This is a genomic window from Marinovum sp. E3 (genome assembly GCF_055755275.1).
Map to the genome: position 1 here is coordinate 701,524 of NZ_CM146908.1, position 22,304 is coordinate 723,827.

At 64.9% G+C, this 22,304-nt stretch carries 24 protein-coding genes; 7 read left to right on the forward strand and 17 right to left on the reverse strand.

Annotated elements, in window-relative coordinates; all coding sequences use genetic code 11:
- The 3 genes from AC0J5K_RS03455 to AC0J5K_RS03465 all read right to left on the reverse strand — a co-directional run bounded on the left by AC0J5K_RS03455 (nt 1) and on the right by AC0J5K_RS03465 (nt 3,000).
- Nucleotides 1-462 (reverse strand): FixH family protein, encoded by a 462-nt coding sequence (locus AC0J5K_RS03455; RefSeq protein ID WP_274565633.1) that lies wholly within the window; start codon nt 460-462, stop codon nt 1-3.
- 1 nt (nt 463) lies between these two features.
- On the reverse strand, nt 464-2,011 hold the full coding sequence (gene ccoG / locus AC0J5K_RS03460; RefSeq protein WP_274565632.1) for a cytochrome c oxidase accessory protein CcoG: 1,548 nt from the start codon (nt 2,009-2,011) through the stop codon (nt 464-466).
- A gap of 98 nt (nt 2,012-2,109) precedes the next feature.
- A complete protein-coding gene (locus AC0J5K_RS03465) occupies nt 2,110-3,000 on the reverse strand; it encodes a LysR family transcriptional regulator (protein WP_274565631.1) in 891 nt (296 codons plus the stop codon).
- 100 nt (nt 3,001-3,100) lie between these two features.
- Here AC0J5K_RS03465 and AC0J5K_RS03470 point away from each other — a divergent pair, with 100 nt between their 5' ends.
- The gene (locus AC0J5K_RS03470) at nt 3,101-3,265 is read left to right on the forward strand and encodes a hypothetical protein (protein ID WP_158499009.1); all 165 of its coding nucleotides are present in this window, start codon (nt 3,101-3,103) and stop codon (nt 3,263-3,265) included.
- A 226-nt stretch (nt 3,266-3,491) separates the two neighbouring features.
- On the opposite strand, the gene ccoP is transcribed toward AC0J5K_RS03470, so the two are convergent.
- From ccoP to ccoN, 4 genes are read right to left on the reverse strand one after another with little or no spacing between them, the layout of a single operon-like run.
- Nucleotides 3,492-4,382: a cytochrome-c oxidase, cbb3-type subunit III gene (gene ccoP / locus AC0J5K_RS03475; protein ID WP_274565630.1), complete on the reverse strand. Its 891-nt coding sequence runs from the start codon at nt 4,380-4,382 to the stop codon at nt 3,492-3,494.
- Nucleotides 4,379-4,570, reverse strand: a complete 192-nt coding sequence (locus tag AC0J5K_RS03480) for a cbb3-type cytochrome oxidase subunit 3 (protein WP_274565629.1) — start codon at nt 4,568-4,570, stop codon at nt 4,379-4,381. The genes ccoP and AC0J5K_RS03480 overlap by 4 nt, the downstream gene beginning before the upstream one ends.
- A gap of 12 nt (nt 4,571-4,582) precedes the next feature.
- On the reverse strand, nt 4,583-5,353 hold the full coding sequence (gene ccoO, locus AC0J5K_RS03485) for a cytochrome-c oxidase, cbb3-type subunit II (protein ID WP_274565701.1): 771 nt from the start codon (nt 5,351-5,353) through the stop codon (nt 4,583-4,585).
- Nucleotides 5,354-5,386: 33 nt separating this feature from the next.
- Nucleotides 5,387-7,000, reverse strand: coding sequence for a cytochrome-c oxidase, cbb3-type subunit I (gene ccoN, locus AC0J5K_RS03490; protein ID WP_048529999.1), 1,614 nt, complete (start codon nt 6,998-7,000; stop codon nt 5,387-5,389).
- A 193-nt stretch (nt 7,001-7,193) separates the two neighbouring features.
- On the opposite strand from ccoN, the gene AC0J5K_RS03495 reads away from it, so the two are divergent.
- Nucleotides 7,194-8,033, forward strand: a complete 840-nt coding sequence (locus AC0J5K_RS03495) for a universal stress protein (protein WP_274565628.1) — start codon at nt 7,194-7,196, stop codon at nt 8,031-8,033.
- Between the two features lie 10 nt (nt 8,034-8,043).
- Here the strand turns inward: AC0J5K_RS03495 and AC0J5K_RS03500 are convergent, their stop codons facing one another.
- A complete protein-coding gene (locus AC0J5K_RS03500; protein ID WP_048530003.1) occupies nt 8,044-8,478 on the reverse strand; it encodes a DMT family transporter in 435 nt (144 codons plus the stop codon).
- 124 nt (nt 8,479-8,602) lie between these two features.
- Between AC0J5K_RS03500 and AC0J5K_RS03505 the strand changes: the two genes are divergently transcribed.
- Entirely contained in the window at nt 8,603-9,016 is a 414-nt protein-coding gene (locus AC0J5K_RS03505; RefSeq protein WP_048530004.1) for a c-type cytochrome, read from the forward strand.
- Nucleotides 9,017-9,040: 24 nt separating this feature from the next.
- On the opposite strand, the gene AC0J5K_RS03510 is transcribed toward AC0J5K_RS03505, so the two are convergent.
- From AC0J5K_RS03510 to AC0J5K_RS03520, 3 genes are all read right to left on the reverse strand, one after another.
- Nucleotides 9,041-9,538 carry a MarR family winged helix-turn-helix transcriptional regulator gene (locus AC0J5K_RS03510; RefSeq protein WP_048530007.1) on the reverse strand — a complete coding sequence of 166 codons (498 nt, stop codon included), beginning with the start codon at nt 9,536-9,538 and terminating at the stop codon, nt 9,041-9,043.
- Between the two features lie 75 nt (nt 9,539-9,613).
- Nucleotides 9,614-9,913: an FAD assembly factor SdhE gene (locus AC0J5K_RS03515; protein ID WP_048530009.1), complete on the reverse strand. Its 300-nt coding sequence runs from the start codon at nt 9,911-9,913 to the stop codon at nt 9,614-9,616.
- A complete protein-coding gene (locus AC0J5K_RS03520) occupies nt 9,910-10,308 on the reverse strand; it encodes a helix-turn-helix domain-containing protein (RefSeq protein WP_048530011.1) in 399 nt (132 codons plus the stop codon). The genes AC0J5K_RS03515 and AC0J5K_RS03520 overlap by 4 nt, the downstream gene beginning before the upstream one ends.
- A 91-nt stretch (nt 10,309-10,399) precedes the next feature.
- Here AC0J5K_RS03520 and AC0J5K_RS03525 point away from each other — a divergent pair, with 91 nt between their 5' ends.
- On the forward strand, nt 10,400-11,602 hold the full coding sequence (locus AC0J5K_RS03525; RefSeq protein WP_274565627.1) for a pyridoxal phosphate-dependent aminotransferase: 1,203 nt from the start codon (nt 10,400-10,402) through the stop codon (nt 11,600-11,602).
- Between the two features lie 4 nt (nt 11,603-11,606).
- Entirely contained in the window at nt 11,607-12,008 is a 402-nt protein-coding gene (locus AC0J5K_RS03530; RefSeq protein WP_048530015.1) for a hypothetical protein, read from the forward strand.
- A gap of 19 nt (nt 12,009-12,027) precedes the next feature.
- On the opposite strand, the gene AC0J5K_RS03535 is transcribed toward AC0J5K_RS03530, so the two are convergent.
- From AC0J5K_RS03535 to AC0J5K_RS03555, 5 genes are all read right to left on the reverse strand, one after another.
- Nucleotides 12,028-13,401, reverse strand: coding sequence for an MATE family efflux transporter (locus tag AC0J5K_RS03535; RefSeq protein ID WP_048530017.1), 1,374 nt, complete (start codon nt 13,399-13,401; stop codon nt 12,028-12,030).
- A gap of 40 nt (nt 13,402-13,441) precedes the next feature.
- The gene (locus AC0J5K_RS03540; RefSeq protein WP_420398623.1) at nt 13,442-14,149 is read right to left on the reverse strand and encodes a DUF1194 domain-containing protein; all 708 of its coding nucleotides are present in this window, start codon (nt 14,147-14,149) and stop codon (nt 13,442-13,444) included.
- Nucleotides 14,149-14,577 (reverse strand): VOC family protein, encoded by a 429-nt coding sequence (locus AC0J5K_RS03545; protein WP_048530018.1) that lies wholly within the window; start codon nt 14,575-14,577, stop codon nt 14,149-14,151. Before AC0J5K_RS03545 ends, AC0J5K_RS03540 begins: the two co-directional genes overlap by 1 nt.
- Before the next feature lie 68 nt (nt 14,578-14,645).
- Complete coding sequence (locus AC0J5K_RS03550; RefSeq protein WP_274565625.1) at nt 14,646-16,040, reverse strand: porin family protein; 1,395 nt, start codon at nt 16,038-16,040, stop codon at nt 14,646-14,648.
- Nucleotides 16,041-16,044: 4 nt separating this feature from the next.
- Nucleotides 16,045-17,007, reverse strand: coding sequence for a hypothetical protein (locus AC0J5K_RS03555; RefSeq protein ID WP_048530021.1), 963 nt, complete (start codon nt 17,005-17,007; stop codon nt 16,045-16,047).
- A 198-nt stretch (nt 17,008-17,205) separates the two neighbouring features.
- On the opposite strand from AC0J5K_RS03555, the gene thyX reads away from it, so the two are divergent.
- Together thyX and AC0J5K_RS03565 are read left to right on the forward strand one after the other, a co-directional pair.
- Complete coding sequence (gene thyX / locus AC0J5K_RS03560; protein ID WP_048530023.1) at nt 17,206-18,111, forward strand: FAD-dependent thymidylate synthase; 906 nt, start codon at nt 17,206-17,208, stop codon at nt 18,109-18,111.
- Nucleotides 18,112-18,673: 562 nt separating this feature from the next.
- On the forward strand, nt 18,674-18,895 hold the full coding sequence (locus AC0J5K_RS03565) for a hypothetical protein (protein WP_074834435.1): 222 nt from the start codon (nt 18,674-18,676) through the stop codon (nt 18,893-18,895).
- 529 nt (nt 18,896-19,424) lie between these two features.
- Here the strand turns inward: AC0J5K_RS03565 and AC0J5K_RS03570 are convergent.
- Nucleotides 19,425-22,136, reverse strand: a complete 2,712-nt coding sequence (locus tag AC0J5K_RS03570; RefSeq protein ID WP_170850490.1) for a VWA domain-containing protein — start codon at nt 22,134-22,136, stop codon at nt 19,425-19,427.
- Nucleotides 22,137-22,304 lie beyond the last annotated feature (168 nt).

Sequence of the window (22,304 nt, forward strand, 5' to 3'; positions counted from 1 at the left end):
CTATTCCCCGCGCAGAAGGACGCGCTGCGAAAATGCGGTGCCGTCCGGCGCCTTAGCGGTCATCCGCAGGTTCCAGTTGCCCGGTGCAATCTCGGCATCGGCGACATAGGCGCGACCGTTGAAACTGAAGTCGGGCGCGATGTCGTCCTTGACATGGGTGGCCCGGCCCAGCACCGCATGCAGGTCGGCCACCTGCACCGGCCGGCCCTCGGCATCCTCGATCGCCAGCACCACCCTGCCGTCATCTGCGGTGGCGGTGACGGTCCAGCCCAGCGCCTGCTGCGCGTCGCGTCTGGCATCGAAGCTTTGGCTGGCGACATAGGAATTGCCGGTCTCGAGCCCCGGAAAGGTCGCGACCGCATTGAAGGCCAGGGTCAGGTTGACGCCGATGATCACGCCAAAGGCGGCGGTGAAGATTGCCAATACGTGCCAGCCGGTGAGTTTCCGCATCGCGGATGTCATCTCAGTTCTCCTTGCCGTTGAAGACGGTGTCTTCGAAGCTGCGTTCGCCGCTCTCGGTGTCTTCGGCCCAGAGCCGGATATCGCTGCGTGCCCGCCGGGCCGGGGCCGCGGCGGCGGGCGCGATCACATGGACCTTGTGCAATTGCGTGCTGTCGGCGGGAACGGTGACGGTCGTGTCCGTGGCGCCTTCGACCTCGAGCCGCAGCGCCGGGTCGCCGGCCACCGAGAGCCGGAAGGGCTGCGCCATGCCATGTTTGTTGCGCAGCCGCACCTCGTAGGTGTTGCGGGTCGCCCCGTCCGACAGGGTGACAAAGGTCGGGTTGCGCACCGGGGCGACTGTCATGTCGATCTCGGGCCGGATAAAGAGCGCAAAGAGCAGCAGCAGCCCGACCCCGCCCCAGAGCGTGGTATACAGCACGGTGCGCGGCCGGAAGACATGGCGCCAGACCGGCCGGGGCGTGCCGCCGGCGCGTTCCGCGGCTTCGTCGGTCAGTGCCATGTAGTCGATCAGCCCGCGGGGCTTGCCGATCCTGGCCATCACGTCGTCGCAGGCATCGATGCAGAGCGCACAGGTGATGCATTCCATCTGCTGGCCGTTGCGGATGTCGATCCCCATCGGGCAGACGTTGACGCAGGCCATGCAGTCGATGCAATCGCCGGGCGGCTGATCGGCCAGCGGCTGCGGCAGGATCGGTGCGGCATAGGGCATCGGTGTCGAGGGATAGGCCGGCGCGGTGCGCCCGGTGGCGGCCTCTTCGGCGGCGATTTTCAGCGACAGCGCCTTGTTCTTCTTCTGACGGCGGGTGTTGCCCTTGCCGCGCGGCTCACCGCGCCAGGCGCGGTAGCCGACGGTCAGCGTGTCCTCGTCCATCATCGCCGCCTGGATGCGCGGCCAGGGGCAGGCGTAGATGCAGATCTGTTCGCGGGCCAAGCCGCCAAAGACAAAGGTGGTCAGCGTCAGGATCGCCATGGTGGTATAGGCCACCGGATGGGCCTGGCCGGTCACCAGATCGCGCAGGAGCGTCGGCGCATCGGCGAAATAGAACACCCAGGCGCCGCCGGTGCCCAACCCGATCAGCAGCCAGATCGCCCATTTCGTCAGCCGCAGCCGGGCCTTGCGCAGGCTCATGGCCTGACGGTGCAGGCGCAACTGGGCGTTTCGGTCGCCCTCGATCCAACGTTCGACCAGCATGAAAAGATCGGTCCAGACGGTCTGCGGGCAGGCATAGCCGCACCAGACCCGGCCCAGCGCCGAGGTAAAGAGGAAGAGGCCGAGACCGGCCATGATCAGCAGCCCGGCGACGAAATAGAATTCATGCGGCCAGATCTCGATCCAGAAGAAATAGAACCGCCGGCCGGCCAGGTCGATCAGCACCGCCTGATCGGGCAGGCTGGGGCCGCGGTCCCAGCGAATCCAGGGCACCAGATAATAGATGCCCAGGGTGACCGCCATGATCGCCCATTTCAGATTGCGGAACCTGCCCGAGACGCGCTTGGGAAAAATCGGTTCGCGCGACTTGTAGAGGCTTTGCTCTGTCGTATCGGTCAAGAGGGGGCTCCGGGTGCTGCGTTTGCGTCCTTTTGGACGTTGCGCCGCGCCACGGCTTTGACCTGAGTCAAACTGCGCCGCCCGGTCCCCCTTTATGTTCAGCCCGACACCATGCCCTGTGCCTTGCCCTGCTGGCGCAGCCATGCCACGAAACGCCGCAGCGGCGGGCGCTGGACACCGGGGCGGGTGACGATGAAATAGCCTTTCTTGCGCACATCCTCGAACAGCACCCGCAGCCGGCCGGCGGCGACATCCTCCTCGACAAAGACCCGCGCGGTGATGGCGATGCCCTGGCCCTGCCGCGCCGCCTCGATCATCAGGTTGCCGGGCAGGGAAGAGATGCCCATGGCGCGGTTGCGGCCGACGCCGAGCCGGGCGAACCATTCGGTCGCCTCGTTGGTGCCCAGCTCCTGGAGCCAGTGAAAGGCGCGCAGATCGTTCAGATCGTCGAAGTCTCGCATGCCCACCAGCGAGGTCGCCGCCACCACCGCGATCGGTGATTGCACCAGCAGTTCGGCTTCGAGCCCGGGCCATTCGCCCGAGCCGTACCGCAGCGCCACATCGATGCCGCCGGGTTCGATCGGCTTCACCTCGGCGGTGGGGTCGATCATCAGGCTGATCGCGGGGTTCGCCGCCCGGAAATCCGCCAGCCGCGGCATCAGCCAGGACGAGGCAAAGCTCGGTGTCGCCGATACCGTCAGCGGCCGGTCGGCATCGCGCCCGGTAAGCTCGTCACAGACCCGGGCAACGCCGCCAAGCCCGTCGAGCAGGGCATCGGCCAGCCGCTGGCCCTCGGGCGTCAGCACCATGCGGCGGCCCGACCGGTCGAGCAGGGTAAGGCCGAGATGCGCCTCGAGATTGCGGATCTGCTGGCTGATCGCCGCGTGGCTGACATTGAGCGCGGCGCCCGCGGGCTGCACCGCGCCGGCATCGGCAAAGGCGGCAAAGGCGCGCAGGGCGGCCAGCGGGGGCAGGGCAGTCCAATCCATCATGTAATCCTATCTTACATGAATGAATTATTCCTGCCTCGCCTGAGCGCCGTCAATAGCGCATATTATCTGCATATCCCCAAGGTATCAGGAGGCTGACATGTTCGGAATTTTTGCAGATGTCTTCAAGCGCGCAACCTATCTCGAGGATCGTGATGCGGGCTATCGCAAGGAAGAGCCGCCGCGCCGCGACATCCAGCAGCGCGCGCCCTTCCACTGGTCTTTCGAGACCCGCCGCCGGTTGTTCGGCGACGACAATGGATGAGCCCCGCGCCAAGCCCGGTGCGCTTCGCTGGCCCTGGCGGACCGGGCGCTGGCGGCGGCATCAGGTGCCGTTCGGCCGGCGTTATCTCTGACGCGGAAAGGCCGCCGGTTCCGGCGGCCTTTGGCTTTGAACACAGGGGCCCTGTGCGGGGTCTCGGGCGTCACGGTTCCCCGACAGGGCCCCCACGCCAGCACGAGACGGCAGGGCCGTCCCGGCTGTTCCGGGGCTATTCGGCCGGTGGCGCCTCGCCGCCGCCCAACCCGTGCACATAGGCCGAGACCGCGCGGATCTGCGCCTCGGTCAACCGTCCCTGCCACGCCGGCATGACGCCGTAGCGGGCATTGTGCACCGTCTCAACCAGCCGCGCGAAATCGCCGCCATACAGCCAGATCGCATCGGTCAGATCGGGGGCGCCCTGCATCCGGTCGCCGGAGCCGTCCGCTCCGTGGCAGGACGCGCATTGATCGGCAAAGACCTGGGCCCCGGCCGCCACTTCGCCGGCATCCTGCGGTGGGCCGGAAAGCGACATCACGTAGTTGACCACCTGGCTGATCTCTTCGCCTTCGAGCAGTTCATCGCGGCCAAAGGCCGGCATCATCGAAAACCGCGCATCGGGGTTTTCCTCATTGCGGATGCCGTAAGAGATCGTCTCGTGGATGGCCGTGATATCGCCGCCCCAGAGCCAGTCATCGTCGAGCAGATTGGGATAGCCACCGGCCTGCGCGCCGGCCGCACCCGAGCCGTGGCATTGCGCGCACCAGGTGCGAAACACCGCAGCGCCGGCATTGGTGGCATAGCTCAGAAGCGCGGGATCGGCGGCGATGGCGGTCAGATCGGTGGTTTCGAGCCGTGCGTTGGTCGCGGCGTTGGCGGCGTCGACGGCGGCGATCTCGCTGGCCACTTCGGCGCGGGTGGAATAGCCCAGCACGCCGGCCGTGGCCTTGGTAATCCCCGGCCAGGCCGGATAGGCGATGGTGTATCCCACGCCCCAGACAATCGTGGCGTAGAAGGCCCAGAGCCACCAGCGCGGCAGCGGATTGTTGAACTCCTCGATCCCGTCCCAGCTGTGGCCGGTGGTTTCGGGATCGCCCGTCTGTTTCGGCGGTGTCCGGCTCATGTCCGTGCCTCCTTGTCCTCTGCGGCGGCAGGTTTGTCATCGTGGCGCAGCGGGATGGCGGCGCAGTCGCGATGGGCGGCGCGGCTGCCGGGGCGCAGCACCCAGAGCACCATGCCGACGAAGAAGGTGAAGAGCACCAGAAGGCCCCAGCTGTCGGCCAGTTCGCGCAGAAAGGAATAATTCTCCATGTCAGTGCCTCCTTAGCGGCTTGCAGCGGGCGTGAAGGTCGAGAAATCGACCAGCGTGCCCAGCATCTGAAGATAGGCGATCAGCGCGTCGGCTTCGGAAACCCCCGGCGCCCCGTCGAAATTGCGCAGGTTGACACCTTCGCCGTAGCGGTCGAACAGCCCGTCGTAATCGCTGTCGGGATCGGCCTGCGCCCGAAAATCGGCCTCTGCCGCCTCGATCATTTCGCTGCTGTAGGGCACGCCGACGAAGCGGTGGGTGGCCATCAGCTCATCGACATGGCGCCCGTCGATCAGCGTCCGTTCGAGCTGGTCGTATTTCGGCATCACCGATTCCGGCACCACCGATTGCGGATCGCGGAAGTGATCGACGTGCCAGTCGTCGGAATAGCGCCCGCCGACGCGGGCCAGGTCCGGCCCGGTCCGTTTGGAGCCCCATTGGAACGGGTGATCATACATCGATTCCGCCGCCAGCGAGTAATGGCCATACCGCTCGACCTCGTCGCGCATCGGCCGGATCATCTGGCTGTGGCAGGAATAACAGCCCTCGCGCACATAGATGTCGCGCCCGACCAGCTCCAGCGGGGTATAGGGGCGCATGCCCTCGACCTTTTCGATGGTGTTGTCGAGGTAGAACAGCGGCACGATCTGCACCAGCCCGCCGATGGTCACCACCAGGAAGCTGAAGATCAGCAGCAGGGTGGCGTTTTTCTCGAGGATCTTGTGCCGATCCAGGAGTGAGCGGCGGCGCGGTCGTTCGCCAATCGCCGTGGCGGATGCGGGCATTGCGGGTTTGTCAGTAGCCATCTCCGGTCCTCCTCATTCGGCCGGCGTGGCATGGGCTGCGGCGGCAGGGGCCTCGGCGGCCGGGCTGCGTTTCACAGTCATCCACAGGTTGAAACACATGATCAGCGCACCGGCGAGGAACAGGACCCCGCCCAGACCACGCACCACGTACATCGGAAGCTTCGCGGCCACGGTGTCGGCGAAGGAGTTCACCAGGAAGCCATTGGCATCCACCTCGCGCCACATCAGCCCTTCCATGATGCCGGTCACCCACATCGAGGCGGCGTAGAGCACGATGCCGATGGTGGCGAGCCAGAAGTGCCAGTTGACCAGGCTCAGCGAATAGAGCCGCTCGCGGTTCCACAGTTTCGGCACCAGGTAATAGAGCGCGCCAAAGGTGATCATGCCGTTCCAGCCCAAGGCGCCGGAATGCACGTGGCCGATGGTCCAGTCGGTGTAATGGCTCAGCGAGTTGACTGCGCGGATCGACATCATCGGCCCTTCGAAGGTCGACATGCCGTAGAAGCCAACCGAGATCACCATCATGCGGATCACCGGATCGGTGCGCAGCTTGTCCCAGGCCCCCGACAGCGTCATCAGCCCGTTGATCATGCCGCCCCAGGACGGCATCCAGAGCACGATCGAGAACACCATGCCCAGCGTCGAGGCCCAGTCGGGCAGGGCGGTGTAATGCAGGTGGTGCGGACCGGCCCAGATATAGAGAAAGATCAGCGCCCAGAAGTGGATGATGCTGAGCTTGTAGCTGAACACCGGGCGTTCGGCCTGTTTCGGGATGAAGTAGTACATCATGCCCAGGAAGCCCGCGGTCAGAAAGAAGCCCACGGCGTTGTGGCCGTACCACCATTGCACCATGGCATCCTGCACGCCCGAGAAGACCTGCACCGATTTCGAGCCCCAGATCGACACCGGGATCGAGAGGTTGTTGACCACATGCAGCATCGCCACGGTGACGATGAAGGCGAGGTAGAACCAGTTGGCCACGTAGATATGCGGCTCGCGGCGGCGGATGATCGTGCCGAGAAAGACCGCGAGATAAACCAGCCAGACCACGGTCAGCCAGAGGTCGATGTACCATTCCGGCTCGGCGTATTCCTTGGATTGTGTGGCGCCGAGCAGATAGCCGGTGGCGGCCAGGACGATAAAGAGTTGATAGCCCCAGAAGACGAACCAAGCGGCATTGCCGCCCCAGAGCCGCGCCGCGCTGGTGCGCTGGACCACGTAGAACGATGTGGCGATAAGCGCGTTGCCGCCAAAGGCGAAGATCACCGCCGAGGTGTGCAGCGGCCGCAGCCGGCCAAAGTTGGTATAACCCTCCGACCAGTCGAAGTTCAGCCCCGGAAAGGCCAGCTGAAAGGCGATGAAGGTGCCCACGAGAAAGCCCACCACGCCCCAGACAGCGGTGGCGATCACCCCGTAGCGCACGACGCCGTCCATATAGGCGGTTTCGATCGCGGGTTCGGGTGGGTCCTCGTCGGTGTTGCGCAGAACCCAGAGAAACAGCCCGCCGCTGATCACGAGGATCAGGACGGCGTGGACCTGATAGGCCAGGTCGCGCGCGAAATTGGCCGCCAGCGCCGAAAAAAGCACCAGCAGACCAAGCGCCGCCAGCTTGATATAATTAGACATTGTTCGTCCCTTCGTCTGGCCCCGCGCGATTCGTTGTCCGGCGGGGCAAATACGGATGGGGGCGTTTCTGCGCCTGCCGGGCGAAAGCTGCCTTGATCTGGGTCAATACTTTCGCCGCCCCGGTTTGACGTGGCTCAAGGCGAGGCTGCGATGCAGGCGGCTAACGTGCAGCGACAACGGGAAGGAGACACCCATGACCTACAAATCCGTGTTCACGGTTCTCACCAATCCGAAGCTGGACAGTTCCGTTCTGCCCCAGGCCGCCGATGTGGCGCGGCTGTTCGAGGCGCATCTCGAGGTGCTCTGCCTGGGCATCGACACCAGCCAGGGCGGATATTACTTTGCCGGCGCCAATGCGGTGATCCTGCAAGAGACGCTGAGCCGGGCCTCGGCCGAGGCCAAGGCGGTGGACGAGGCGGTGCGGGACTGGCTGGACCGGACCGATCTGCACTGGAGCAGCGATGCCGCCATGGCGCAATCCGGCGATCTGGGTCGGTTCGTTGCCGGCCACGGCCGGTTCTCGGACCTGGCGATCCTGCCGCAACCCTACGGTGAGGATGGCGGTTTCGATCAGGAAGCGGTGATCGAGGGCGCCTTGTTCGGGGCGCAGGTGCCGGTTCTGGTGATGCCCGACGGCGCAGAGCTGCGGAGCATGCCGAAACGCATAGCGGTTGCCTGGAACGAAAGCGCCGAGGCGCTGCGCACGGTGCGCGCGGCCTTGCCGTTGCTGATGGCGGCCGAGCGGGTGGCGGTGGTCGTCGTCGATCCGCCGGTGCACGGGCCCAACCGCTCGGATCCGGGCGGGCTGTTGTCGCAATATCTGGCGCGCCACGGGGTCAAGGTCGAGATCGACATCCTGTCACGGTCGCTGCCACGGGTGTCTGACGTGCTGAGCCGTTATTGCACCGACATGGGGGCCGACCTGCTGGTGATGGGGGCCTACGGCCATTCGCGGTTCCGCGAAGCGATCTTTGGCGGGGCGACGCGCGAAATGCTTGAAAGCGCGCAGCTGCCGGTCTTCATGGCGCATTGAGCGGCGGCGCTCAGGCCTGTTGCGTGATCCAGACGCCGATGCCCATGACGCCGATGCCCAGCGCGCGGGTGAAGGTGAGGGGCGAGACCTGCGCGGTAAAGAGGCCGAAATGATCGATCGCGGCGGCGCTGACCAATTGCCCCAGAAGGACAAAGAACACCGCGTTTCCGACCCCGAATTTTGGCGCCACCCAGGTGACGGTGAGCACGTAGAAGGCGACGAAAAGCCCGGCCAGGAACAGGTGCCGCGGCGCGCCCGCCGCCCGCGCCAGCGCCGCCGGGCCGGTGACCGCCAATACGGCGATCGTCGCCGTCAGCGCCACGCAGAACAGGATCGTCGCGGCCGCCGCGGGCGAGCTCATGCGCTGGCCCAGTGCGGCGTTCAGCGCGGCGAGCAGCGGAATGCCGAACCCGGCGGCAAGCATGGTCAGGGCATAGATCGGCATCGGCCATCTCCTCGAATTACTGCGGCACACTATCGCGGGATCTGCGCGGGACGCCAGCCTCTTTGCCATTGCGGTCCGCAATGCGGTTTGCGACTCTCAACTCAATCGAGCAACAGGATAAAAAATGACCCCGATTCAACGTCTCGGCCTTGGCCTTGCCGCCTTGGCCGCCCTTGCGGCCTGCAAACCGAACGAAATGCCGGAACCGGATGATGGCCGCAGGCTGTTTGTCGAAAATTGTGCCCTGTGCCATGGCCGGCAGGGCTTGGGGGACGGTCCTGCGGGGGCGGGGTTGAAGCCCGGGCCGGCCGATCTCACGCGGATCAGCGCCCGCAATGGCGGCCGCTTTCCCCGGGCCGAGGTGCTCTCGACCCTCGATGGCTATTCCCGGGTCGATTTTCCCGGCGCCGGCATGCCGGAGTTCGGCGAGCTGTTGCGCGGCGATCTGATCCCGGTGGATGTCGGCGATGGCAGGCCGACACCGACGCCGCGCAAGCTGGTGGCGCTGATGGAATATCTCGAAAGCATCCAGCGCTGAGCCGCCGGCCCGCGCAAGCCCCGTTCAGTAGATGTAGCGGATCTGGTCGGTCCAGTAGCGTTCGACCCGGCGCAGCGATGTGGTGATCTCGGTGATCCCTTCGGGGCCGAGCACGCCGCGCGCCTGGAGCCCCTCGGCATGGCGGGCAAAGAGCTGCGACACCACATCGCGGATGTCGCGGCCCTTGGGCGTCAGCCGCACACGCACCGAGCGCCGGTCGATCTCGCAGCGCTGATGGTGCATGTATCCGGCTTCGACGAGTTTCTTGAGATTGTAGCTGACATTGGAGCCCTGGTAATAGCCACGGCTCTTCAGCTCGCCGGCGGTCACCTCGTGGTCGCCGATATTGAACAGCAACAGCGCCTGGACCGCGTTGATTTCAAGCACGCCAACCCGCTCGAACTCGTCCTTGATCACATCCAGCAGCAGCCGGTGCAACCGTTCGACGAGCGCGAGCGCTTCGAGATAATTGGCCATGAAGCCCGCATTGCCGGGTGCGGGCAGGGAGGAATGCAAGCTCATAAGGATCTCCGCCATGCGTCTTCTTTCGGGCAAGTTGCAGGAAAATCCCGAAAAAAGCGTTAAAGGCGGAAGGAATTACCCGACCCGGCCGGTCTGTCCCACGCCGCCCGCCGCCGAAAGGGCCACATCGCGGATGTCGGCGATCAATGCGGCATGGGCGGGTGGCGGTGTCATCTGGCCCGAGACCCATTGATAGAGATCCTGGTCGTTTTCCGACAACAGCGCATCGTAGCGGTCGAGCGCGGGCGCATCCATCGCCACCAGCCGCGCCTCGGCATAGGCCACCAGGATCAGGTCCATCTCCTTGATGCCGCGCCGCATCGACCGCATGCGCAGCCGCTTGATCCGCGCCTCGCGCGCTTCGCCGCTGCTCATGTCACCGCCTCGGAGAGCTTCAGGCGCAGTTTCTTCTCAAGCCGGCCGAGCTTTTCCGCATTGGCCTTCATCGTCGCCTTCATCTCGCGCAGCTCGATCAGCAGGTCATTGATGTCGGGGGTCATCAGGTCGGTGTCGTCGGGGTCCGACACGCCTTCGCCTTCGCCGGTCAGCAGCCACACCAGCGAGACATTGAGCACGCCCGCCATGATCGAGAGCCGGTTGGCCCGCGGTTCAAGCAGGTCGTCCTCCCATTTCTTCAGGGTGCTCAGCTTGACCCCCAGGCGCTTGGCCAGATCGGTCTGTGTCATCCCGGCCTGGTCGCGCGCGGCGGCCAGCCGGTCGCCGAAGGTTGCCGCTTCGGGGCCATACCAGTCGGTGGTGTCGTCCTGCATCTCATGCTCCTCGCTGCCGATCCCGCTTGAACGGCCTTCCCGCGCAATCTAAGACGGATGTCGTTGAGTTACAAACCACAGGCCCGACCCGATGTCCCTGCTTTCCGACACGCTTGCCCGTGTCAAACCCTCGCCCACCATCGCCGTCACCACCAAGGCCGCCGAATTGCGCGCCGCGGGCCGCGATGTGATCGGCCTTGGTGCCGGCGAGCCGGATTTCGACACGCCGGACAACATCAAGCAGGCCGGCATTGCCGCCATCGAGGCCGGCAAGACGAAATACACCGCGCCCGACGGCATCCCCGAGCTGAAAGCGGCGATCTGCGAGAAATTCGCCCGCGAGAACGGGCTGAGCTATACGCCCGATCAGGTCAGCGTTGCCTCGGGCGGCAAGCAGATCCTCTATAATGCGCTGATGGCCACGTTGAACCCCGGCGACGAGGTGGTGATCCCCGCGCCTTACTGGGTGAGCTATCCCGACATGGTGCTGCTGGCCGGCGGCACGCCGGTGATTGCCGAAACCGCGCTCGAGAACGGCTTCAAGCTGACAGCGGATCAGCTCGAGGCGGCGATCACCGACAAGACCAAGTGGCTGATTTTCAACTCTCCGTCGAACCCCACCGGGGCGGGCTATGACCGCGCCGCGCTCAAGGCGCTGACCGAAGTGCTGATGCGGCATCCGCATGTGCATGTGATGACCGACGACATGTACGAGCATCTGGCCTACGACGATTTCGAATTCTGCACGCCGGCGCAGGTCGAGCCGGGGCTTTATGACCGCACGCTGACCTGCAACGGCGTGTCCAAGGCCTATGCGATGACCGGCTGGCGGATCGGCTATGCCGCCGGGCCGAAACCTCTGATCGCCGCGATGCGCAAGATCCAGTCGCAATCGACGTCGAACCCCTGCACCATCTCGCAATGGGCGGCGGTCGAGGCGCTGACCGGGCCGCAGGATTTCCTGGCCGACAATGTCACGCTGTTTTCCGGCCGCCGCGATCTGGTGGTGCGGATGCTGAATGCCGCCGAGGGCGTGACCTGCCCGAACCCGGAAGGCGCCTTTTACGTCTATCCCTCGATCGCCGGTCTGATCGGCAAGACCAGCGCCGGCGGCACGGTGATCGCCGATGACGAGGCCTTTGCCACGGCGCTGCTGGAAGAGACCGGCGTCGCGGTGGTCTTTGGCGCGGCCTTCGGCCTCAGCCCGAACTTCCGGGTAAGCTACGCCACTTCGGAGGCGCAGCTGGAGGAGGCCTGCCGCCGCATTCAGAGCTTCTGCGCGGGGATGACGTGAGCCGATGACCTCCGGTCTGCCAGAATATTACTTTCGCGTGCGCGAGAACGGCGCCCTGGTGTTCCGTATCGACACCGGCAACCGGCACCGGCGGATCGAGATGGACCAGATCGCGGTGGTCAATATCCGCAACGGCGAGGTCAAGCCGCATGGCGGGCGCGAGCTGAGCGCGGCGGACCGGGCCGAGATCGACCGCTGGATCGCCGAGCGGCAGGCCCTGCTCGAAGCGCGCGACCTCGACGACATCCTGCGTGCGGTAGATCACATGAACCTGACCACGCAATGGGCGCAGTCGCGGGCAACACCGGAGCAGCTCGATCAGGTGACCGATGCGCTGTTGCTGGCGATGCATGATCTGCGCAGCGTGCTGGTGCGCAAGAAAGCCGATCGCCTGCTGAAAGACTAGGGCCGCCTTTCTGGAGCGGTTACGAGACAGAGGCCGGGCCGGAAGTGGCGAGGCGGTCGGCACGAAGCCAGAAGCGCGACATCATCATCACCCCGGCGGCGGCCAGGCCGATGACCAGCCCGGCCCAGACCCCGATGCCGCCGAACCCCCAGGTGAATCCCAGCAGATAGGCGGTGGTCAGCCCGAGGCCCCAATAGCTGATGCCGGCGATGATCATCGGCACCGTCGTGTCCTGGACCCCGCGCAACAGGCCCAGGGCCAGCACCTGCATGCCGTCGGCCAGCTGAAACAGGGCCGCCATGACCAGAAGGCCGGTGCCGATGGTGACTATCGCGGCGCGGTCGGGGTCGTTGTCCGACAGGAAGAGCGAGATCAGCGCCTCGGGCCAGATCAGGAAGATCGCGCAGGTGATCGCGGCGAAAAAGGCCGACAGGGCAATGACGCTCTGGGCGCCGCGGCGCAGCGCGAGCCGGTCTTTCTGGCCAAAGGCATTGCCCGCGCGCACCGTGGCGGCATTGGACAGGCCGAGGTGGATCATGAAGGCGGCGGTGCCGATCTGAAGCACGATGCCATGCGCGGCGAGCGGCACGGTGCCCAGCCAGCCCATCATGATCGAGGAGGCGGCAAAGAGCCCGACCTCGGCGAAATTGGTCAGGCCGATCGGCACGCCCATGCGCAGAACCCGGGCCAGCACGTCGAAATCCGGGCGCCAGAGCCGGGCAAAGAGGTTGTGCGCGGGCAGGGTGGCGCGGGCATAGATCACCACCCCCACCAGCGAGACCAGATGCACAATCAGCGAGGCACAGGCGGCGCCGGCGACGCCCAGCTCGGGGGCGCCCCAGTTGCCGAAGATCAGCATGTAATTTGCCAGCGCATTTGCCGCCGCCGCCAGCACGGTGATCCAGAACACCACCGCCGTGCGTTCCAGCGCCGCGAGGTAGCTCTTGATCACCATCACCAGCAGCGCCGGGATCAGCGCCACACCGGTGATGCGCAGATAGACCTGGGCCTCGGCGGCCAGCTCGGGCGCCTGCCCCAGCGCCTCGAGCAGCGGCGCCGAAAACCAGAACATCGGCAGGAAGAGCGCGCCGTAGATCACCGAGAGCCAGAGCCCCATGCGGGTGATGCGGCGCAGCCCGATCTCGTCGCCCTCGGCGGCGGCAGAGGCCACCAGCGGCATCACCGCAAAGGCAAAGCCCGAGCCCAGCAGGAAGGTGACAAAGAACACCGTGGTGCCCAGCACCAGCGCCGCCAGCGCCTCGACCCCGTACCAGCCCATCATCACCGTGTCGGTCAGACCGATCAGGAATTGCGCCAGGTGCCCGCCCACCAGCGGCAGGCCGATGCGGGTGATGGCACGGATGTGCTGGCTGTGGGTCAGGGGCGTCTGCATGGCTCCGCTCTACCACTCTGGCGGGGTCCGGCAAGCCTTTTCAGCGCTGCGGTGTGGCGCCCAGAACCAGCTCGCGGGTTTCGCGGTAGAGCTTGCGGGTCATCGCCGCCTCGAAGCCTTCGAAGCCCTGCGCCTCTTCGAGAAAGGCGCGCCGGCCACGCAGCACCTCCTGGCGGTAATACGGCACGACGCGGGTGTCGTCGCCGGTGACCACAAGGCCGTTCACCGTCACCCCGTCAAAGGGAAAGTGGCGATAGGCGAGCTGCGGCCGGAAACCTTCGTTGGTGATGCCGTCGCCAGAGACGTCCACCACCTGCCGCAAACAAACCGGGGCCCGTTGCAGCAGACCGGCGGCAAATCCCAGGGCATAGCCCATGGCGGTGGGAAATTCGGAATAGGAGCGCGGCAGGCGGCGCACGCGGTCGGCGACCGCCGCCAGGTCTTCAGCGCTGTCGAGCAGGAGCCAGTCTTGCAGGACCTGTTGTTGCTGCCGGCCGCTCCATTCAAAGATTGCCAGCGCCACCGGGCCGGAGCCTTCGAGGATGGCCTCGGCCACGGCGTCATCGGTGAGCGCGGCCGCGAGGCCCTGGCGTTGCAGCTGATGCTCGGAGGCGTTGACCGAGGCCGAGACATCCACCGCCAGCACCAGCGCCAGCCGGCAGTTGGCCGCCGCCGCCCCGGCCCAGAGGGCCAGAAGACAGGCAGTCAGAAGACGGGTCGTCCAAAGACGGGCGGCCAACCGGGGCATCACCAGTGACCGGTGTTTTCCATGCTGGCCCAGGGCTCTTGCGATGGCAGGTTGTCGCCCTCTTGCAGCAGTTCGATCGAGATATTGTCGGGCGAGCGGACAAAGGCCATGTGGCCGTCCCGCGGCGGGCGGTTGATGGTGACGCCCGCGTCCATCAGTTTCTGGCACAGCGCATAGATGTCCTCGGTGCGATAGGCGAGATGGCCGAAATGGCGGCTGTCGGAGGGCAGGCCCTCGTCGCCGTCCCAGTTGTAGGTCAGCTCGATCGGGCAGTCCTCCTGCCCCTCGGGCGCCATGAAGACCAGGGTAAAGCGGCCTTTCTCGCTCTCGTTGCGGCGGGTCTCTCTGAGGCCCAGAAGCTGGTAGAAATTCATCGAGGTTTCGAGGTCCTTGACCCGGACCATGGTGTGCAGATAGCGCAAGCCCATGCCTGTCTCCTTTGTTTGCTGGGGCGGAGCCTCGGGCACGGGGGCGGCGATGTCCAGTGGTCTGGCGTTCAGAATGCCGTGCGCAGCCCGAGCGAGACCGAGAGTTCGTCGGTCTCGAAGCGGCTGACGTTGGACAGCGTGCGCTCGGACGAGAGCTTGAGGGTGGGGGTGAAGCCCATGTAGCCCAACCGGTCGAAGCTGACATTGACTTCGGCGCTGCTGCGGGTGTCCTCGCGCCCGCCGGGGACGGACCAGAACAGGATGCGGTAATCGGGATAGGTGGTCTCGGACACTCCGATCGCGGCCGAGAGCGAAACCGGCCCGATCGGCTTGGCGCGGTGATAGGAGAGCCGGGCCGAGCGCTCGGTAGAGCGCGACTGCCCATTGTCGGAGGCGGCCCAGGTGGTGCCCACGGTCAGCGCCAGCCGGTCCTTGTTGGCCATGGTGTGGATGGCGCCAAAGCTGACGCCGGTGGTCTCGACATCGGCCAGACCGTTGGCGTCGTTGTGGCGCATCTGATAGTTGGCCCCGGCGGTCAGTCGCAGTTCGGGGCCGAGGTCGAAACCGTAAGACAGCCCGCCGCTGGCCAGATCGTAGGACCGGTCGCCGCCATTCCAGACCTGGCCGAAGCTGAGCCGGGCGGAGGCCAGCCCGCCGGCGGCCCCCAGGGCGCGGTGATGCGACAGTCCGAGGGCGACATAGGTCGAGCCATAGTCGGCGTCCTCGGCCTGCGGTGCCTTTTTCCGTGCCTCGTCGCTCAGCCTGACGCGGCGCAGCTGGCCGCCCCCGGTCAACCGGGTTTCCGATGCCGCGCCCTGATGCAGCCGGTAGCTGAAGCTGCCCCCGACCTCGGCGATCGTGCCCGACAGCGCCTGGCTCGCGGCGGGCAGGATGCCCACCACTGGAATGCCGTCGATCACGTTGATCCGGTCGGCCGAGCCATTGTTGACGTTCGAGGATGGCGCGATCTGGCCCGCGATCTGGAACTTGAGCCGGGCGGCGCTGCGCAGGGCGCGGTATTCGTGGATCGACCGGTTGCGCGTCGGCGCGGTGGGGGCGGCCTGAAGCGCCCGGCGCATCCAGAGCTGGCCCAGTACAAACCGCTCGTCGCGGGCCTCGGTCGCGGCCACCACGCGGGCGGCCTCGTGGCGCTGGCGCCTGGTGTCGGCGTGGCGATAGGCCAGCTTGGCCGCGCGGCGCGCCTCTTCGAGATTGCCGGCCCGCATCAGCACGGTCGACATCACCATATGGCCAAAGGGATCCTCGGGGTCGGCGCGCAACAGGCCCAGCGCCAGCTTGCCGGCGATGTCATGCCGGTCGGCAGAGAGCGCGCGCAGGATCAGCGCGCGGCTGTCCTCGGGGGTCAGCAACTCCGAAGCCGGTGCAGCGGGCGGCGCACTGTCGGACCATGCCGGGCCGATCAGGCCCAGGCACAGCCCGAGGATTGCGACACGGCGCAACATGGGATCAGTTCGGAGCGACGATATCGCAGACCGCCGCATCGTTCGGCTGGCCGCATTGCGTCAGCACGAAGACACCGTATTCCTGTTCGTTCTCGACATCGTCGATGTGATCGCTGACGGAAACGATCCCGGCCACGCTGGTGGCGCCGTTGCCGCCAAAGATACCGCCGTAATCGCCGACGTCGGAGCCGACTTCGCCGCTCATCTCGACATCGCCAAAGAACTCGCCGTTTTCGTCGATGTCGCTGACCACCAGCGTCAGATCGTCGAGCACGACGGTGGTGGTGTTGTCGATCGGGCTGATCAGCACGCGGTTGTAGATCTCGCCATTCACCGCATTGTCGGCAAAATTTGCGTTGAGGAAGATCGTGCCCTCGATGCGCGACGGCTGGCCCGGCAGATCGGGAAGATCGTCCGGGTCGACGCCCGGCGGGATCGGCAACAGATCGGCGCCCTCGGAGCTACTGATATTGGTCACGGCGGCATAGTTGCCGGCATAAGAGACCTGACCTTCGCCGGGGCCGTTGCCGATCGACGGCGCATTGAAGCCGCCGTCACGCTGGTAATAGCCGCCGCCGTGGAAATAGTTGAACTGGCCGCCATCGATGGCCACCCCGGCATGCACGCTGCCGTCAAGGCTCTCGGCCGCCAGCGCAATGAACATCCGGTCCAGCGGATCTTCCTGCGTGGTATAGGCCATGTAGCCGGCGGTATCGAGCGCGGCATTGCGGGTGAAGGAATTGGTCAGCGGCGTGCCGTCGAGCGCAAAGATCTCGACGGTGATCGTGTCGGCGCCGGGCTTGGACACGTTGGACACATTCGACGCCAGCGCCTCGTTGATCGTGCTGGCCTCGGCCTGCTCTTCGGTGTCTTCCGGATCTTCTTGGAAGGGATTGTCTTTGCCTGTGCTGCCTTCGCAGGCACTGACGGCCACCGCTGCAATCAGCGGTAATACAAAACGATTCATGAAACTGCCCCGGTCTTTGCCCGTTTGTTTTGTCCACACGCTGATTTTCGGGGCCTTGAAAGTCAATGTAAAAAGCCGCGCGGGCGCCCGACACCCGGCAACTGCGGCAAATCGGGCATACCAAGTCTCCGCTTTTTTCTTGGGCGCCACACCAGATATAGTGGAGCCCTGATTCATCTTGTAGAAAGGATTCGCCCCATGTCCGTCACGCCCGAACAGGCCGCCGAAATCGAAGCTCTGCGGGCCGAGACGCGACCGACCCTGCGCGCCACCTCGGCCGGGATGGAGGCGCATCTCTATACCGCCTATCCGGTGCTCGATCACGGCTTCGTGCGGGTTGTCGATTACATGGGCGACGATGCCGCCATCTGTCAGGCCGCCCGGGTGAGCTATGGTCGCGGCACCAAGTCGGTGCAGAACGACGAAGGGCTGATCCGCTATCTGATGCGGCACTGGCACTCGACGCCGTTCGAGATGTGCGAGATCAAGCTGCACGTCAAACTGCCGGTGTTCGTGGCGCGGCAGTGGATTCGCCACCGCACCGCCAACGTGAACGAATATTCCGCCCGCTATTCGATCCTCGACCGCGAGTTCTACATCCCCGAGCGCGATGCGCTGGCGGCGCAATCCGTGGTCAACAACCAGGGTCGGGGCGAGGCGCTGACCGGGGAAGAGGCCGACCGCGTGCTGCGCTATCTGCGCGACGATGCGATGCGGGCCTACGACCATTACGAGGAAATGATTTCGTCGGACGGTCAGCAGGGGCTGGCGCGAGAGCTGGCGCGGATGAACCTGCCGGCCAACATCTACACGCAATGGTACTGGAAGGTCGATCTGCACAATCTGCTGCATTTCCTGCGCCTGCGTGCCGACGCCCATGCGCAATACGAGATCCGGGTCTATGCGGATGAAATCTGTAAGGTTGTCGCCGACTGGGTGCCCTTCGCCTTTCGCGCCTTCGAAGATTACCGGATGGGCGGGGCGACCCTGTCGTCGACCGCACTCGACTGTGTGCGCCGGATGCTGAAAGGCGAAGAGGTGACGCAGGAAACCTCCGGCATGTCCAAAGGCGAGTGGCGGGAGTTTCAGGCCGTCTTGGGTTGAAACCCCGTGGAATTGGCGGTCGGCTGAATCCCAAAGTGCTTTGAAGTTGATAAATCAATTGCGTATCAATTTTAATTCCCAGCCGCGGGATAGAACGTTGAATGCGAATTTGGAATGGTTCCAATTGGTGGTTCGCGTTCAACGCTTGACGTGTTCAATAGCCAGGTAACCTTTGCCTGAAATGAAACAGGGTGGGTTTTAGCCCGCTTGCGCGCAGGGGTGGGTTGAAAATCCACCCCACGGCGGACTTCGCCGACCGTCCCGATGCAGGGTGCCGTGCCACTGCTGGCCTCGCTTGCCCGCAGGGTGGGTTTCAACCCACTGGCGCGAAATTGCAGAAGAAAATCACTCCAAAGCGGCCGTCGCGAATCGCGTCAGACCGGCCCCGATGCCGCATTTTTCACCCTCTGAGGTGCCTTGTTACCCAGTTTCCGCAAAAATCGCAGAAGACATGCATGTTTTACGTGAATTTTCAGCGAAATATCGCACACGCCAAGATTGTCTCTGGACCAGTGCGCACAATTTGGTCCAACATGGATACAACCTGAAATGGAGTATAGTCATGCTAGCATGTGTCATATTCGGAGCGCTGGCCGGCGTTTTTGCCGCGATCTATGCACTGGCGCAGGGGCTTTCGTTCGGCGATGCCTTCGGCATCTATCTCGGCATTTCGCTCTTTTCGATGGTGGGTGTGCCGGTGATGTGCATGGCTGCTCGGCGCCTGCGACAGTTCGTCAAGCAAGCGCAGACTGGTCACCTGGTCACCCGGTGGTCGAACGGCTGAGAGATTTGCCGCCAGGGCCACGCGGTTTCTCTTCTGATCTCACACAAGGCAGCGGGTGGCACTTTCGCGCCGCCTCGGCCTGCCAACAAAGTCCTCGCCTCGTGCGGGGACTTTTGAGTCTATGGGGTGTGTTGGTCATCGCAGCAAAGCGATCTTGAGACGGTGACGCTGGAGCGGTTGGTGCCTGGCGATGGTCCTTTGCGCAAGATCGGCGCGGGCATCGACTTGGGGCTCGTCGGGGAGATGACCGAAGGCCTCTGTGCCCGGACCAAGGCCGCCCGCCGCGCCCTTCCGTCAGAACCGGCGTCGCAGAGTTGACGGGACGGATGTCGGCCAGGGCCTCCTCGCCGCCAGCGCCCAGAACATCAAGAAACTCGTATTGGCACCATGGGCTGCCATGTCCCGCAGGCCTGGAACCAGCTCCGAACCTCACACGTCAAAACAAAACCCCGCCAAAATGACGGGGTTTGCCAGTGGTCCGAGAAGGCCCGGATTATCCGGGCCTTCTTTTGCTGATCTCCGCCAGCGATTACATGATGCGACGCCGCTGTCTCAGGCCGATCAGGGCGAGCAGTGCCGCGAACATCACGCCCCAGGGGCCGATGCCGCCGCCGGAACCGCCGCCGCCGCCATTGCCGCCGCCGCCGCCGCCGTTGCCGCCGCCATCAGGCACTTTCACCGGCTCATCCGAGGCCAGTTTTGCCCCGATCGAGACCGCATAGTTGCCCATGGCCGCCGTGGCATCGGCGTGTTCCACCGTGACCACGTGACCCGCGGCATCCAGCGAAGAGGCCGGAACCGTGGCCACAGCCCCCGAAGCCGCATTGGCGCTGGTCGACAGGTCGACCATCAGCAGCTCGGTTCCACCGGTCGCGTCGTAGACCCGCACCACAGGTTGCATGTCCAGCGCCAGCGAAGTCACGCGGGCGATCAGATCATTGGCGGTGGAGGTCGGCGTGAAGAAGAAGCAGTCCACGTCGCCGGCCGCGTCGATCCGCCCGGCGGTATCGACGTTGTTGTCGGTGATTGCGGTACAGGCTCCGGGCACCGACGGATCATTGCTGTGATCGTCGGGTGCGACACCCGTCACCGCCGCGTTGGTCACCGCAACGCGGGTGAACATCTCGGTGATGTTGGTGGGTGTCGGGGTCACGCCATTGCCGTTTTCATCCACCGAGATCGCAGTCGCGGTGAAGGTGGTCTGCGCATTGCCTGACGTGTTCTCGGCGGTGACCACCGCGGTATAGGTGCCGTCCATGTCGTAGGGCACATCCGCGGTGTAGGTGCCGTCGTCGGCCAGCCGGTCGGAGTTCTTGCCGTCGTCGAGCAAGGGCAGATTGACCGTCGAACTGTCCGGCTTGGTCACCGTCGCCGTCACGTCGAGACCGGTGATTGCCGGGCCGTCGGTGACGGTGGCTTCGATCGCGAAGCTCTGGGGATAGTTCACGTTGTTGAACTCGACGGCGATGTCATAGCTCTCGAAGTCCGAGGGTGTCCCCGATACCAGAACCGAAACATCGATGTCGCTCGAGGTGTTGTTCACCACCTCGACCCCGTATTGCCCTGCGCCCAGGGTCGTAACGTCGACCTCGGCGTCACAGGAGACCTCGGCCCCAGCGTTGCAGGTAAAGGCCGCGCCGGTGTCCGCGCCGGTGCCGTCGAGCAGCCGCAGCGAGACATCGGTCACCGCCCCCGCGAAGGAGACGTTGATCGCCGCTGTCGCCAGCGAGCTGTCAAGCGTGACATTGCGCACGTCGGTGGTGCTGGCGGTGGCCGCCGCAGTGGTCGATTGCACAACCACACTCGACGAGAAGGCGGCATTGGCAGCGACAAAGGCCTGCTGGATCTGCGCCAGCGTGGTGGGCGAGAAGAAGTACTGCCCGCCGGTGCCATTGGCCAGGCTCTGCAACAGGCCGGCGTTCACGCCCGAGCCGAAGCCGAAGGTCACCAGAGGCACCTTGGCGGCGGTATAGGCGTTGATCACGGTCGTCTGATTGACCGAACTCTGACCATCGGTCAGCAGATAGACCACCGAGGGACGGGTGCCGCCCTGGAAGCCCTGCACCTGTGCCAGCGCGGTCAAGGCCGCGTCCTCGATATCGGTGCCCCCGCCAGCGCTGAAGGCGGCGATGGCCGTCTGGGCGCCGCTGCGCACGCCGGTATCCGGATCAGGAATATCGGTGATCGCAAAGACCTGGGTGGCGCTGCTGGTGAACCGGCCGACGCCGACGGCGTTTTCGCCCGGGGTCAGTTGGCCGACCAGAAGGCTGGCCGCGGTCTTGGCATTGGAAATCGGCGTGCCTGACATCGACCCCGAGGTGTCGATCATCAGTTCCGCCACCTGATTGCCGGCCCAGATGATGTCAAGCTCGCTGCGGGCGGTGCTTTCGTCATCGTTGACGATCAGGTTCGGCGCGGTGGGTGCCACCAGGTTGGTGTATTGCGTCCGCGTCGGCAGGAAGCTGTGCCGCGGGTCAGTCGCCGGATCACGCGTGAGCGTGGCCCATCCGTTTTCGCCGAACACCCTGGCCTGACCGTTCTTGTCGTCGCCATCGGCCTGTGTGGCATAGGGTTCGACGCCGAGGGTCGAAACCTCGAGCCAGTCCTGGCTGCCGCTGACCGCGGTCCATTGGCCGTTCATGATGGACGGCGACGAGGCGGTATCGGTCGAGCGCGGGAAGAAGATCACGCAGTTGGTTTCCGGCGTCTGGCCGCAGTTGGCGACATATTCGTCATAGATGCCGTAGGTGTAATGTCCCCATTCATGCGCCAGGGTGAACCCTGCGCCTTTGGGGGTGTCCATCAGCGTCGGCGCGCCTTCCCAGTTGGTGCAGAAATAGATCCGGGCGCCCGCCACGCCAAAGCCGCTCGGATTGGCCCGCGGCCCGGGGGCCGTAGTGGTCGGATCGCTGTCGGTGCAGTTTTCCTTCCATTGCACGTCGGTGTTGTTGGCCTGATCGCCATCGCGGAAGATCGTGACCTTGCCGATCTTGTGTTTGCCGTTGGTCATCTGGAAGACGGCGTCGGCGAATTCTTCGATTTTCTTCTCGAATTTGTTCTGGTCGTCGTCATCCGTGGCCGGTGTCGGTTCTTCCGGATACTCGTCGTCGCCCTGCGGGTTTTCCTCGAGCGAGATGCTGAGATCGAAGACCGCGGTGGTGCTGGTGGCCCTTGGCAGCGGTCGGCTGCTCAGTTCCCCGGCACTGTAGGTCGTGCGCGCGCCATTCTCGATGGTTGTCACCGTCGACAACCAACTTGAGGCGGCATAGGCCGGCTGGGCCGCCAAACAGGCCACCCCGGCGGTCGCCAATAATTTGGCTATAGTGTGTCGTACATGCTTCATCAGACGAACTCCCCCTGGATCAATGGTTTTTCGAACAAACATCCATCGGGCGCATGAGTGCCGCTA